Raw genomic sequence first — 12,376 nt, 5'->3', positions numbered from 1 at the left:
TTAATTAGTTTTCTTACAAATTGAAGCTGTCTTAAAAACCATATAAAAACCATTCATACCTATACCTAATTTAGCGTTATCGTTTGTATAAGTATAAGAATTTCTTTTAGTAGCTGAAATCTCTAATAAAGTCATTCTTAAAACACCTTTTATGAAGTTTTTATCTAATACTATTTCTTCTTTTTCTAATATTATTTGCATACAAGCTATCGCAGTTGAAATAACCTTTACAGCTAGTGTTCTATTTACAAAATAAGTATGTTCAGTAAGTAAATAACCATACCAAGAAAGAACTTTATAAGGGCAAGTATCTTCAATGGCGATATTGTGCTTTTTAGCATAATTTATGTAATGTTCTATAACTTTATCAGCTAAATTCTTTGAAAGCTCACTTGCAAAAATAATATCGGTATAATGTTTATCGTTGTTTTGAACATAACTTTCATAAAATGTAGTTTTAAAAAATTCCATTAAAGAATAAATCTTTTTAATATCAAAATTTTTTATATTTTGAAAATTATCAATAGCCATATCTATCCTTTTTATATATTAGCAGGTTCGTTTGAAAATCCGTTTGATAACTCTAAAGCTAATTTACTAGCTTTTTTAGCTTCTTTTTTCATAACTTCTTTATCTTCTAAGCTTTTAACAAATAAAGCGCTTTTGCTTTCTTTTTTCTCTTCTTCTTCGTTTAAATCTCCGTTTAAGATTTCTTCTAAAGTTTCGTATTTCATTATTACTCCATTCATAAAAAATTACATTATACTTGAAATTATTAATTTATGTTTTTTATAAAATTTACAAAAAAGGAGAAAAGTTGAAGATTATAATTGCTAGTTCAAACAAAGGAAAATTAAAGGAATTTCAAGATTTATTAAAAGGTCATGAAATATATTTAGCAAGTGATTTTGTAAAAGAATTTGATCCTATTGAAAACGGAAATAGTTTTAAGCAAAATGCAAAAATAAAAGCAAAAGCTTTATGGCAAGCTTTAGAAAATAAAGAAGATTATTGTGTAATTGCTGATGATAGTGGGCTTTGTGTTGAAGCTCTAGATAATCTTCCAGGCATTTATTCTGCTAGGTTTGGTGATGATTTTAAAGGTGAATTTGCAAATAAAGATGCTAGAAATAGAGCGAAATTAAAAAACGAACTTATAAAATTAGGGATAGATTTTAGTAAGGCAAGTTTTGTTTGTGTGCTTTGTTTTATATCTAAAGACAAAATGGAATTTGCAAAAGGAATTTGCGATGGCACTATTATTTTAAATGAAGTTGGCGAAAATGGATTTGGCTATGATAGTATGTTTATACCTTTTGGGCTTGATAAAAGTTTTGCTGAGCTAAATCAAGATGAAAAAAATAAAATAAGCCATAGATTTAAAGCTTTAGAAGAATTAAAAAAGATTTTTGATTAAATGGTGACCCCGATTGGACTTGAACCAACGACTTTTACCATGTCAAGGTAACACTCTACCACTGAGTTACGGGGTCAAATTATTAGGATTTTAACAAATCTTTATAAATATATTATTTTTTCTTGACATTTTTAAAAAAATAATATATAATGCGGTCTTTCTTATTTAACGGTTCGGGGCGTAGCGCAGTCTGGTTAGCGCACTTGGTTTGGGACCAAGGGGCCGAAGGTTCGAATCCTTTCGCCCCGACCACTTCTTTTTTTTATTTCAATGGTGAGTGTAGCTCAGTCGGTTAGAGCATCAGATTGTGGTCCTGAGGGTCGTGGGTTCGATTCCCATCACTCACCCCACTTTTATAAAATCAAATTATAATTATTATTTTGCGTTAGTAGCTCAATGGATAGAGCAACAGACTTCGGATCTGTAGGTTGTGGGTTCGACTCCTACCTAGCGTACCACCTAAAAATATAAAAATTATTAACTCATTTATGGTTTTATTAAGCTTTATTTCATTTTATTTTGTCATATTATTTTTCACTTTACAAGTTGATATTATTTACTAAAATTAAGCTTTAAAAACTTTGCCTACTTGTATCATAACAAGCTCTTTCTTTCATACAATCATTTTTAAAATACTTTTGTTTGATTGAGTTTTTTATATTGTTATTTGTTTTGTTAATTCATCTAGTGAATATATTATAAATATTCTTATAAAACTAAATAGCATAATACCTTTTATTAAAAATAACAAAAGGTATTAAAGAATTTGAAATAGGAATTAGAATAGAAAATCTAAATTAATTCCTTTTAAATCAAAGTCCTTATGAAAATCATTTGGCATAGGAGTTTTAATATCGTAATCAAATATTTTAGTTCTAGCACAATGAAGCATAAGTCTTGAGCTAATTATTTTACTATATTTAACATCACCTAAAATGCCTAAACCAACGCTATTTAAATGCACTCTTATTTGATGGGTTCTTCCTGTTGCGATTTGAACTTTTAATAAAGTTTTTTTACCTTCAATTATTAGTGGCTCTAATCTAGTATAAGCGTATTTTGCATTTTCGCTATTACTTATTTTACTAAAAGCACTTTTGCCTTTTATTGTAAGTATTGGCTCATCAATTTCCATTCCTTCGCTTACGATTTTATTCGTAATTGCAAGGTAGAGTTTTTGAACTCTTTCTTTTTTATACTCGTTTTTAGCAGCTTTTAAAAACTCTTCATTTTTTGCAAAAAGCACAATTCCACTTGTATCTTTATCAAGTCTATTTAAAAGCGTGTAATTATTCTTAATATGTTCGCTTGCAATTCCTATTGGCTTATTTATTGCTAATAGATTTTCATCTTCAAACAATACACTAAGCTCTGGCTTTGCAAGTTTAAAAATCGTATTAACAGGCATAAGCCCCCTTGCGATTTCTAATCTTTTTCCACCATGCATAACTAAACCTAAATCTATTAATTCCTTAGCAGCAGAATTTGAAATACCTTCTTGAATTGCTAATAATTTATAAGCTTTATCTTGTTTCATTCATTGTCCTATCTAAAATTTCACATAAATTATCAAATGTGTAAGCTTCTTTGATTTTAGCATTTTTTATATTACTAAAATCTATTTCATCACTAATTACTACATTATCAATACATTTTAACATAGCTATTTGAGAATATATAAATTTTCCTGCCGTAATCTTGCAAAAAAAATGTGCCGGCTCAGCAAAATTATGCCCACCCACATCTACATAAGAGCCGCCTAAAATTACATAATCACTAATAGCATAAAAATTAATAAGTTCTCCTAAAGTATCAAGCAAAAATACATTTTTATATAAATATCCATTAACATCATCGCTGTATTTATTAAAATCCATATTTAAATTCTTTAATAAACTAGCAACTTCGCCAAATCTTTCAGGATGTCTTGGGGCTATTATTAAGCATTTATCTTTTAAAAAATTAAAATCTAATTTATTTAAAATAAGTTCTTCTTCTTTTTCATGTGTGCTTGCGATTAATACAATCTCTTTATTTTTATTTAGCACTTTTGTAATATTAGGCTTATTTGTTATTTTAATATTTGTAAAAACTTCTATATTTTTTGCACTAAATTGCTCTAAACGCTCTTTATCTTCAATGCTTTGAGCTAAAATAAAATCAAAATTACTAAAAATATTTTCATAGTATTTTTTAAATTTATAATAATTTTTAAAACTTTTTTCCTTCATTCTAGCATTAAGCAAGATTGTTTTAGCATTGTGATTTTTGTATATTTTTAATAAATTAAGCCATAGTTCTGCTTCAAATACAACCAAACTTTTAGCCGGTTTTAACCAAAAAAATAAAAACAATTCATAAGGTAATAAAAAAGCATTATCATCTAATTCTTTAGCTTTTAATAAGCCTGTCTTGCTTGAGCAAGTTAGCAAAACACTAAAGCCTTTATTTTTATAATATCTAATCAAATCACTAAGTGCAACAGCTTCTCCGTAACTTGCAAAGTGAAAATGAATATCTGCTCTTTTATGCTGTTTAAATGGTAAAAATTTTTGATAAAGTTTAGAGTATTTAGCCTTAAAACTAAGAGGAATTAAGGCTAATAAAAAAAATGGATAAAGTAAAATTAAAATTAATATATATAAAAAATACATTTTTTAATTTTAATCATTACTCTTCTATATAAAGAATTCTTCCACAATGTGGGCAGTTATTAATCTCATCTCCTTTTAATACTGCACTATAAGTTTTGCTATTTAATTGCATAAAGCAACCATAACAAGCTTGTTTTTTAACAGGCACTACTGCTGTATTTTTAGCCCATTTTCTAATTTTTTCATAAAATCCGAAAACTTTATTATCAATTTCGTTAGCTAATTTATCTTTTCTTACATAAATTTCTTTTCTTTTTTCTTCAATTGCGTCAAGTGCTGATTTTTGACTAGCAATTGCTAAAGTTAAATCATCATTTAGTTTAGTTATTTCTTTTTGATTTTCTTTGATTTCATCTTTTTTAACTTCAATATTTTTTTCTATTTTAGTTATTTCATCATTTGCAGCTTCTAATTGCTCTCTTGCGATTTCTTCTTCTAATTTTAAAGCATTTGCTTCTTTTTCTGTTTTTACTAAAGCAATTTTTTTAGCTGTATCGTTTATTTTTGTAGTAAATTGAGCTATGTGATTATCTACTTTTATTTTATCTTCGTTTAATTCTTTTATACTTTCTTCTAATTTTATGTTTTTATTCTCTAAGCTTTTAATTTTGTCTTCTAAATGATTTGCTTCTTTTTTAGCACTTTCAATTTGTGGTAAAAAACTATCAATTTCTTTGTCTAATTTAGAAAGCTCTACTAATTGTGATAAGTGTTTATTCATAGTATGTCCTTAATACTCTAAAAATGGATTTTTTGAAGAGCTGATTATAATCTCTATCGGTAATTTTTGCAAACAAGATGCTAAAGAATTAGCAAAACAAACTTCGCTTTCATAATGCTTAATATCAATTAAACTCACACCATTTTCACTAAGTGCTAAAGCATCGTGATACTTAATATCTCCTGTTAAAAAAATACTACTTTTTAACTCACTTGCTAAAGAAATTCCTGAACCTGTGCATACTCCTATTAGTTTGCTTTCTTTTAAATCTTTTGCTAGTGAAATTGATATTTTTTTAAGATTTAATCTTTCTTTTAAAAAATCAGCAAGAGCGAAAATATCCTTAAAATTATTTTCTATATAGGCAATAAATCCATTTTTTTCTATTATAACTTGTCCTAAAATATTTTCACAAAAATAAGCATTTAAATGCGATAAATCATAGTTCGTATGCATAGAAATTAAAGCACAATTTTTCTTTATTAATTCTTTTAAAATACTTCCTGCATAATCATTTTTAATACTTTTTAAACCTTTAAAAATTAATGGATGATGAGTGATTATTAAAGAATTTGGCAAAAATGATTTTACTTGATTTAAATCTAAATCAAGGCTTAAATATATCCTTTCGCATAAATCATCATTACTAAGCAATAAACCGCTATTATCCCAACTCTCTTGAATTTCAAAAGGACTAATCTCATTTAAAAAATTATAAATTTCACTAACTCTCATAAAAACTCCTTATATAAAACCACTCCCCAGCAAAAAATGGCAATTAAAATGGTAAAAAACACACCAGCAGAGCCTAAATCTTTAGCATCTTTTGCAAGTTTGTGATATTTATTTGTAGCCAAATCAACAACGCTTTCAATCGCTGTATTAAAGCACTCAGCCGCAAATACAAACAAAATTACAGCTATTAAAAAAGCTTTTTCATAAAGAGAAAAAGGATAAATCAAAGCAAATAAAATAAAGCAAATTCCTATTACAAATTCTATAATAAATGCACTCTCACTTAAGGCTCTTTTAATACCTGCTAGAGCGTAACTTGCATTTTTAAAAAAAGAATAATTTTTCTTCATAACAACTCCTAAAAATTGATTATAAGAAAAATTATTAATAAAAAAGTTTTTATAAATTATCTCTTCAAGCCATTTACAATTGAAAGCATTTCATCACTTGTTGTGATTGCTTTTGAGTTTGCTTCATAAGCTCTTTGACCTGTGATTAGATCTGTCATTTCTTCAACCAATTGAACGTTACTCATCTCAACAAAGTTTTGCTTAATTTGACCAAAACCATTTGTTCCACCAATTCCAACAACCACACCACCACTCGCACTTGTTTCTAAAAAGTTATTATCTCCTAAAGCATGTAAGCCACTTGGATTTATAAAGTTTGCAAGCTCAATTTGACCTAATTGCACAGCTTCAGGATTTCCTGCTTGAATAACACTTACAACACCATCAGTTCCAATACCAATAGAAATAGCATCTTCAGGAACGGTAATTTCAGGAATTAATCTATATCCATCACTATTTACAATAGTTCCTTCACTATCTAATTTAAACGCTCCGTTTCTTGTATATGCGGTAGTGCCATCAGGAAGTTGCACTTGAAAAAAGCCATTTCCTGCAATTACAACATCTAATTGATTACCCGTTTCTTTAAAATATCCTTGCGTAAATTGCTTAGTAATTGCTGTTGGGCGAACTCCAAGACCTACTTCAATACCTGTTGGACTTTGTGTTGTTGTGCTTGTGCTTGTGCCTGCGTATTCCATTACTTGATACATTAAATCAGCAAATTCTGCCCTATTTTTCTTATATCCCATTGTATTTACGTTTGCAATATTGTGAGATGTTGTATCAATTTGCGTTTGCTGTGCTATCATTCCTGTTGCTGCTGTATATAAAGATCTAAGCATTTTTACTCCTATTTAACATTTGCTAATTTATTTATTGCGTCGTTATTTAGCTCATCCATGTGGCTTGTCATTACTTTTTGATACATTTCAACTAAGCGATGAGTTTCAATAAGTCCTACCATTTCATTTACTGCATTTACATTGCTCATTTCTAAAAATCCACTCGCAAGTGCATTTGAACCCTCAAAATCTTGCATTTTAGTTAAATCATCAAGCCTATAAAGATTATCTCCGATTTTTTCTAAATCTCTTGTATCATCCATTCTAGCTACAAAAATTCTATTTGCTACTTCGCCATCTAAATAGATATTTCCATCTCTATCAATAGTAAGTCTTTGTCCATCTCCTACTTGAATGCCATCATTTACAGGGTCTTCAAAATAATTTGAACTAAGTAATCTTTCTCCATCTTTTGTAACGATAAAGCCTTCTTCATCTAGGCTAAAAGCTCCATTTTTTGTAAATTTTACTTGTCCATCTGCTGAGCGAACCATAAAAAAACAATCGCTTCTTTTAATCGCTATATCTAAAGGATTATTAGTAGGACGAATTGCTCCTACACTGAAATCAGTATATTCAATATCAATATTAGGAACTCTGTTTATTGTTTGATTTATGTATTTTGCAGCTTGCCTTGTATTATCATCTATTGGCATATTTTGCATTTCTTCATCATAAAGTCTTTTAAAATCAGCTATTACTACATTATCTTTTTTAAATCCTGCAGTATTAACATTCGCTAAATTATTTGATATCACATTTAAGCGATTTAGCTGAGTTACCATTGCTCCTGTTGCTTGATAAAATCCGTTTTGCATTCTAATCCTTAAGTAATTTTCAATAAAATAGCAAAAATCGTTCCAAAGGAGAGTTATGAAAAAAATATTTTTATCAATTTTAATCGCAAGTAATTTATATCCTTGCACAGGCATTAGTATTAAGAGCAATGAAAATGCTTATTTACAAGCAAGAACAATAGAATATGGAGAAAGCAATCTAAACTCAAAATTAATAATAGTTCCTAAAAACCATTCTTTTAATTCGCTTTTACCAAATACAAAAGAAACAGGGATTAGTTGGAAAAGTAAATATAATTTCGTAGGAATTAGCGTTATTAATGAAAGATTTATTGCAGAAGGTTTAAATGAAGCTGGGCTTAATGCGGGATTTTTTTATTTTCCAAATTATGGAAGCTTAGAAAAATATAATAAAAAATATAAATCAAAAAGCTTAGTGGATTTGCAACTTGTAAGCTATATTTTAAGTAATTTTAAAAGCGTAGAAGAAGTAAAGCAAAACATTAAAAACCTAAAAATAGTAAATATTGCTTACGATAAAAATAATAACGCTTTACCGACAGCACATTTTAGAGTAGCTGATAGCACTGGAGCTAATATTGTTATTGAAATCATTGAAAATGGCAAAATTATGATTTATGAGAATAAAGTAGGAGTTATTACTAATTCTCCTGATTATCCTTGGCATATCAAAAACCTAAATAATTATGTAAATTTAAGAGCAGGAAATGCAAATAATTTTAATGTAAATAATCAAGAAATTTCTTCATTTGGTGCAGGAACTGCAGCTCTTGGTTTGCCTGGAGATATTACACCGCCATCAAGATTTGTAAGAGCATTCTTTTATCTTAAAACTATGCCTAAATTAAATACAAAAGATAGTATTTTTACAGCTTTTCATATATTAAATAATTTTGATATTCCAATAGGCGTTGAGTTTTCAAACGAGCATAAAGAATATATTCCAAAAGATATTTTAAGCGCTACACAATGGAGCAGCCTTAGTGATTTATCTAATTTAGAGTTTTATTATAAAACTATGAATGATTTTAGTATTAAAAGAGTTGATTTAAAAAACATCAATTTTAAAGAATACAAAATAATAAACTTAAATGAAGAAAAACAAATAAATGATATAAAAATCTAAGGAATTTGAATTCGGAATTTCCGAATTCAAATTCTTATAAATAATAAGCTATTAAAGCACCACCTACAACTAAAGGAATGTTATAGAATATAAATGTAGGGATACATACATCTTTTATGTGATCGCTTTGTTTATCAGCATTAAGTCCAACGGTAATTCCAAGTGTAGCTTCACTTGCAGGTGAGCCTGTATCTCCAACAGCACCAGCACAAGCAATGATAAAAATAATGCTTTCAGGGCTAAAACCAAGTTCAGTGCAAATTGGCACAAATAAAGTAGCAATGATAGGAACCGTTCCAAATGAGCTACCAATTCCAAGAGTAATTAATAATCCTATACACATCATTCCAAATGTAATTGCAAGTTTGTTTGTAGTAATGCTTAAAGTAAAATCAACTATTTCTTTAATAGCTCCTGTGCCTTGTAAAACAGCTCCAAAACCACAAGCAATTAGCATAATAAATGCTACATAACCCATTAAAGAAAAACCACCTAAAAATACTTCATCAATCTTTTTATATTCAATCCCACCACTAACACAAATAAACAAAAATCCAAGCAAAGCAGAAAGCGGTAAAGAACCTACAAATATTTGAGTTGTAAGAGTGATTAATAAACCTATCATTACCATTGCTTCTTTTTTGCCAAACTTTACTTCATCTAAGTTTTCGTATTTTGTTTCAAGCTCTTTATAAGCTCTTGGTTTTCTATAATAAATAAAAGAAGCTAAAAGCCCAAAAAACATTATAAAAAACATAAGCCAAACAACACCAGCAACATCGCTTTGAGTTATATTTACACCATTAGCGTTTAAAGATTGAGTGATAATGTCTTGAAATATTAGACCAAATCCAACAGGCAAAGTCATATACGGAGTTGTAAGTCCAAATGTAACAGCACATGCAATTGCACGTCTATCAATTTTAAGTTTATTAAATAGACTTAGCATTGGTGGGATTAAAATCGGAATAAATGCTACGTGAATAGGAATTAAGTTTTGTGAAAAGCTTGAGATTATCGCAAGTGAAAAAAGCAATAAAACCTTTTTATCAGACATTTTTTTGCTAATAAAATTAACTAAAAAAGCAGTTAGATTTGTCCTAGATACTGCGACAGCTAAAGCACCCACTAAAACATAACTAAGAGAAGTTTGCAAGTTACCACTCATACCTTTTATAAAAGTATTCATAATATCTTTTAGGGCTGTCATTGAGCTTGAAATTGCTACTAAAAAATTGCTATCAAAATTATAGCTCATAAGTCCAGCAATAAGGCTAGACACCAAAACGGCTAAAAATACATTAAATCTTAAAATACAAAGTCCAAGCATTATTAAAATGCTTATAAAAACTGGGTTTGTTAACATAAAAATTCCTTTAAATTAAAAATAAAAAAATATAAAAAATTAAAAATGATTAAAAAAAATATGAAGTATTAATGCCCTAAGGCATGATGGAAGAAGAAGCTTGTAAATAAATTGTTCGTTAGAAAAAATGGTAAAACACTCATTTAAAAACTCCTTTTAAAAATAATTTTCGTTATTCAATCTAAAATTTTCTAAAATCTTCCTTAAAAATTTAATTTTTTTTGAAATTAATTAAAATTATCCAAAATTTATTAAACTTCATCACAAAGGAGCGTATATGAAAAAGATAATTTTTTTAATATTTTCTATATTTTTATTTGCAAATGAGGCTGAAATAGCACTTGATTTAGCAAAAGTAAATGGGTATTTTAAAAACATAAAATCATGTAGCGAGAATGATTTTAATGGTTGTGATAATTTAGAAGATATTGGCAAGATTAAATATATAAAAGAAGCAAAAGAATATATAAACGAAGAATGCAAAGCAAAAAATATGGCAGCATGTTATATAATCTCAACTTTTAGCGATGATGAATATACCAAATATAATGCTTTAAGACTTGCTTGTCAAAATCATTTTGATTTAGCATGCACTAAATTAGTGATTGATTATGAAACAAACTCAACAAAAGCTCTAAAAATCTTAAAAAATCAATGCGATAACGAAAATAACCAAAACTCATGCTATGCAACAGCTAGATATTATAAAGGTTTTTTAGATAAAGAAAATGCTATAAAATACTCTAAAACAGCTTGTGATAAAGGCTTTTATAATGCTTGTATATTTGAAGCTAGTATTCATTACGAAAACAACAATATAAAAACAGCATTTAATATCTTAGAAAAAACTTGCGATAAAGGTTATGAAGAAGCTTGTTTTGTAGCTGCTAATTCATATTTAAAATTATCAAAATTTAAATTAAGTAAAAAATTCTTAGAAAAATCTTGTAAATTAGGCAATAAAATCGCTTGTCAAAAACTAAATGGATTTTAAAATTCCTAATTCAAATTCTACAAAAAAGGATAAGATAAATGCTTGAATTTTGGCAACATTTTTACGAAAACACAAATAGAGTTGCTTTTAGCATAGGAATGTTTAAAATACATTATTATGCGCTTTGTTATATTGCAGCACTTTTAATAGCTTTATATATAGGGCAAAAAAATGCTCATAAATTTGGCTTTAGTAAAAAAGAAATAGAAAATTATTTTATATGGATTGAAATAGGCATTATTTTAGGAGCAAGGATAGGTTATATTTTAGTTTATAGCGATGATAGAGCGTATTATTTGCTAAATCCTTGGCAAATGTTTAATCCATTTAGCAACGGAGAATTCATAGGAATTGCAGGAATGAGCTATCATGGAGCATTATTTGGTGCTTTGATTGCTACATATTTGTATGCTAAAAAATATAAAAAAAATATGTTTAAAATACTAGATTTAGTAGCTTTATCAGTTCCTTTAGGCTATGTTTTTGGAAGAATAGGAAATTTTTTAAACCATGAGCTATTTGGCAGAATTACTGATGTTTCTTGGGGTGTTTATGTTGGAAATGAATTAAGACATCCAAGCCAACTTTATGAAGCATTTACAGAAGGAATTTTAACATTTTTAGTGATTTGGTATTTTTCTAAAAATATTAAGTTTAATGGGCAATTAATTTGTATTTATGGGATAACTTATAGCATTGCTAGATTTGTTTGTGAGTTTTTTAGAGAGCCTGATTTTAATTTAGGCTTTATTGCTTTAAACTTATCTATGGGACAAATACTAAGCTTTATAATGTTTTTAATATCAATAGCTCTATATTTTTATTTAAAGAAGAAAAATTAAGCATAATTTAAGTATGGGGGGGGGTATAGTAATCAAAATTACTTTATTTTGTTAATATTGTAGTTTAATTTTTTTAAGGAGTTTAGTATGAAAAAATTATTATTTTTAGGTGCAATTACTGCTAGTTTATTTGCTGATTCTTTAATAAATCCAAGCGAGTTACCGCAAAATATAAAAGATTTTATTAAAACTCATTATGCAAATGAAAATATTGCAAAAGCTGAAAAAGACTGGGATTCTTATGAAATCAAGCTAAACAATGGAACAGAACTTGATTTTACTAAATCAGGCGAGTTAAAAGAAATTGATGCAAAATACAGCCCTATTCCAGACACAATCTTACCAGAACTTACAAAAGCTGCAAAAGAAAGCCAAAAAGGTGCAAATCTTATGGAAATAGAAAAAGAATGGAATGGCTACAAATTAAAATTTAGTAACAACTATAAAGTTTATATTGACAGCAAAGGCGTTGTTACAAAAACTATCTTAGACGACTAAGAATTTAAAA

Annotated in this window: 15 protein-coding genes and 4 tRNA genes; 8 read left to right on the top strand and 11 right to left on the bottom strand. The window is 27.8% G+C overall.

From position 1 onward, the window contains the following. Both AVANS14531_RS00210 and AVANS14531_RS00205 read right to left on the bottom strand, forming a co-directional pair. Positions 1 to 531, bottom strand: a complete 531-nt coding sequence (locus tag AVANS14531_RS00210; protein ID WP_239817205.1) for a hypothetical protein — start codon at positions 529 to 531, stop codon at positions 1 to 3. A gap of 11 nt (positions 532 to 542) precedes the next feature. Further along, positions 543 to 734 carry a hypothetical protein gene (locus AVANS14531_RS00205; RefSeq protein ID WP_239817206.1) on the bottom strand — a complete coding sequence of 64 codons (192 nt, stop codon included), beginning with the start codon at positions 732 to 734 and terminating at the stop codon, positions 543 to 545. A gap of 83 nt (positions 735 to 817) precedes the next feature. On the opposite strand from AVANS14531_RS00205, the gene rdgB reads away from it, so the two are divergent. Further along, on the top strand, positions 818 to 1,417 hold the full coding sequence (rdgB, locus tag AVANS14531_RS00200) for an RdgB/HAM1 family non-canonical purine NTP pyrophosphatase (RefSeq protein WP_336610878.1): 600 nt from the start codon (positions 818 to 820) through the stop codon (positions 1,415 to 1,417). A gap of 1 nt (position 1,418) precedes the next feature. On the opposite strand, the gene AVANS14531_RS00195 is transcribed toward rdgB, so the two are convergent. Continuing rightward, positions 1,419 to 1,493: transfer RNA gene (locus AVANS14531_RS00195), tRNA-Val, on the bottom strand. Between the two features lie 98 nt (positions 1,494 to 1,591). Between AVANS14531_RS00195 and AVANS14531_RS00190 the strand changes: the two genes are divergently transcribed. The 3 genes from AVANS14531_RS00190 (at position 1,592) to AVANS14531_RS00180 (ending at position 1,875) form a co-directional block, all read left to right on the top strand. After that, positions 1,592 to 1,669 (top strand) — tRNA-Pro (locus AVANS14531_RS00190). 21 nt (positions 1,670 to 1,690) lie between these two features. Further along, positions 1,691 to 1,767, top strand: a tRNA-His gene (locus AVANS14531_RS00185). Positions 1,768 to 1,799: 32 nt separating this feature from the next. Next, positions 1,800 to 1,875 (top strand) — tRNA-Arg (locus AVANS14531_RS00180). Between the two features lie 320 nt (positions 1,876 to 2,195). Here the strand turns inward: AVANS14531_RS00180 and AVANS14531_RS00175 are convergent. From AVANS14531_RS00175 to AVANS14531_RS00145, 7 genes are read right to left on the bottom strand one after another with little or no spacing between them, the layout of a single operon-like run. After that, positions 2,196 to 2,954, bottom strand: coding sequence for a pseudouridine synthase family protein (locus AVANS14531_RS00175; RefSeq protein ID WP_336610877.1), 759 nt, complete (start codon positions 2,952 to 2,954; stop codon positions 2,196 to 2,198). Next, entirely contained in the window at positions 2,941 to 4,071 is a 1,131-nt protein-coding gene (locus tag AVANS14531_RS00170; protein WP_336610876.1) for a glycosyltransferase N-terminal domain-containing protein, read from the bottom strand. The genes AVANS14531_RS00175 and AVANS14531_RS00170 overlap by 14 nt, the downstream gene beginning before the upstream one ends. A 16-nt stretch (positions 4,072 to 4,087) precedes the next feature. Further along, positions 4,088 to 4,792 (bottom strand): zinc ribbon domain-containing protein, encoded by a 705-nt coding sequence (locus AVANS14531_RS00165; protein ID WP_239817210.1) that lies wholly within the window; start codon positions 4,790 to 4,792, stop codon positions 4,088 to 4,090. 9 nt (positions 4,793 to 4,801) lie between these two features. Next, positions 4,802 to 5,527, bottom strand: a complete 726-nt coding sequence (locus tag AVANS14531_RS00160) for a Nif3-like dinuclear metal center hexameric protein (protein WP_336610875.1) — start codon at positions 5,525 to 5,527, stop codon at positions 4,802 to 4,804. Continuing rightward, positions 5,524 to 5,877 (bottom strand): diacylglycerol kinase, encoded by a 354-nt coding sequence (locus AVANS14531_RS00155; protein WP_336610874.1) that lies wholly within the window; start codon positions 5,875 to 5,877, stop codon positions 5,524 to 5,526. The genes AVANS14531_RS00160 and AVANS14531_RS00155 overlap by 4 nt, the downstream gene beginning before the upstream one ends. A gap of 56 nt (positions 5,878 to 5,933) precedes the next feature. Next, on the bottom strand, positions 5,934 to 6,722 hold the full coding sequence (gene flgG / locus AVANS14531_RS00150; protein WP_239817213.1) for a flagellar basal-body rod protein FlgG: 789 nt from the start codon (positions 6,720 to 6,722) through the stop codon (positions 5,934 to 5,936). Between the two features lie 8 nt (positions 6,723 to 6,730). Further along, positions 6,731 to 7,540: a flagellar hook-basal body protein gene (locus tag AVANS14531_RS00145; protein ID WP_336610873.1), complete on the bottom strand. Its 810-nt coding sequence runs from the start codon at positions 7,538 to 7,540 to the stop codon at positions 6,731 to 6,733. Positions 7,541 to 7,595: 55 nt separating this feature from the next. Here AVANS14531_RS00145 and AVANS14531_RS00140 point away from each other — a divergent pair, with 55 nt between their 5' ends. Then, positions 7,596 to 8,666: a choloylglycine hydrolase family protein gene (locus AVANS14531_RS00140; protein WP_336610872.1), complete on the top strand. Its 1,071-nt coding sequence runs from the start codon at positions 7,596 to 7,598 to the stop codon at positions 8,664 to 8,666. A 34-nt stretch (positions 8,667 to 8,700) separates the two neighbouring features. Here AVANS14531_RS00140 and AVANS14531_RS00135 read toward each other — a convergent pair whose 3' ends face one another. After that, positions 8,701 to 10,038 carry a Na+/H+ antiporter NhaC family protein gene (locus tag AVANS14531_RS00135; RefSeq protein ID WP_336611026.1) on the bottom strand — a complete coding sequence of 446 codons (1,338 nt, stop codon included), beginning with the start codon at positions 10,036 to 10,038 and terminating at the stop codon, positions 8,701 to 8,703. A gap of 271 nt (positions 10,039 to 10,309) precedes the next feature. On the opposite strand from AVANS14531_RS00135, the gene AVANS14531_RS00130 reads away from it, so the two are divergent. The 3 genes from AVANS14531_RS00130 (at position 10,310) to AVANS14531_RS00120 (ending at position 12,366) form a co-directional block, all read left to right on the top strand. Continuing rightward, a complete protein-coding gene (locus AVANS14531_RS00130) occupies positions 10,310 to 11,026 on the top strand; it encodes a hypothetical protein (RefSeq protein ID WP_336610871.1) in 717 nt (238 codons plus the stop codon). A gap of 38 nt (positions 11,027 to 11,064) precedes the next feature. Then, on the top strand, positions 11,065 to 11,868 hold the full coding sequence (gene lgt, locus AVANS14531_RS00125) for a prolipoprotein diacylglyceryl transferase (RefSeq protein ID WP_336610870.1): 804 nt from the start codon (positions 11,065 to 11,067) through the stop codon (positions 11,866 to 11,868). 87 nt (positions 11,869 to 11,955) lie between these two features. Next, positions 11,956 to 12,366 carry a PepSY-like domain-containing protein gene (locus AVANS14531_RS00120; RefSeq protein ID WP_239817218.1) on the top strand — a complete coding sequence of 137 codons (411 nt, stop codon included), beginning with the start codon at positions 11,956 to 11,958 and terminating at the stop codon, positions 12,364 to 12,366. Positions 12,367 to 12,376 lie beyond the last annotated feature (10 nt).

The organism is Campylobacter sp. Cr9 (assembly GCF_020138295.1).
Taxonomy (GTDB): domain Bacteria; phylum Campylobacterota; class Campylobacteria; order Campylobacterales; family Campylobacteraceae; genus Campylobacter_E.
The sequence above is the reverse complement of the archived record's forward strand: the minus strand, read 5'-3'. Positions and strand labels throughout refer to the sequence as shown.

Excerpts from the sequence above, each read along its gene's own strand:
- AVANS14531_RS00210 (WP_239817205.1), bottom strand. The coding sequence starts at position 531 with ATGGCTATTGATAATTTTCAAAATATAAAAAATTTTGATATTAAAAAG.
- AVANS14531_RS00205 (WP_239817206.1), bottom strand. The coding sequence starts at position 734 with ATGAAATACGAAACTTTAGAAGAAATCTTAAACGGAGATTTAAACGAA.
- AVANS14531_RS00175 (WP_336610877.1), bottom strand. The coding sequence starts at position 2,954 with ATGAAACAAGATAAAGCTTATAAATTATTAGCAATTCAAGAAGGTATT.
- AVANS14531_RS00170 (WP_336610876.1), bottom strand. The coding sequence starts at position 4,071 with ATGTATTTTTTATATATATTAATTTTAATTTTACTTTATCCATTTTTT.
- AVANS14531_RS00165 (WP_239817210.1), bottom strand. The coding sequence starts at position 4,792 with ATGAATAAACACTTATCACAATTAGTAGAGCTTTCTAAATTAGACAAA.
- AVANS14531_RS00160 (WP_336610875.1), bottom strand. The coding sequence starts at position 5,527 with ATGAGAGTTAGTGAAATTTATAATTTTTTAAATGAGATTAGTCCTTTT.
- AVANS14531_RS00155 (WP_336610874.1), bottom strand. The coding sequence starts at position 5,877 with ATGAAGAAAAATTATTCTTTTTTTAAAAATGCAAGTTACGCTCTAGCA.
- flgG (WP_239817213.1), bottom strand. The coding sequence starts at position 6,722 with ATGCTTAGATCTTTATATACAGCAGCAACAGGAATGATAGCACAGCAA.
- AVANS14531_RS00145 (WP_336610873.1), bottom strand. The coding sequence starts at position 7,540 with ATGCAAAACGGATTTTATCAAGCAACAGGAGCAATGGTAACTCAGCTA.
- AVANS14531_RS00140 (WP_336610872.1), top strand. The coding sequence starts at position 7,596 with ATGAAAAAAATATTTTTATCAATTTTAATCGCAAGTAATTTATATCCT.
- AVANS14531_RS00130 (WP_336610871.1), top strand. The coding sequence starts at position 10,310 with ATGAAAAAGATAATTTTTTTAATATTTTCTATATTTTTATTTGCAAAT.
- lgt (WP_336610870.1), top strand. The coding sequence starts at position 11,065 with ATGCTTGAATTTTGGCAACATTTTTACGAAAACACAAATAGAGTTGCT.
- AVANS14531_RS00120 (WP_239817218.1), top strand. The coding sequence starts at position 11,956 with ATGAAAAAATTATTATTTTTAGGTGCAATTACTGCTAGTTTATTTGCT.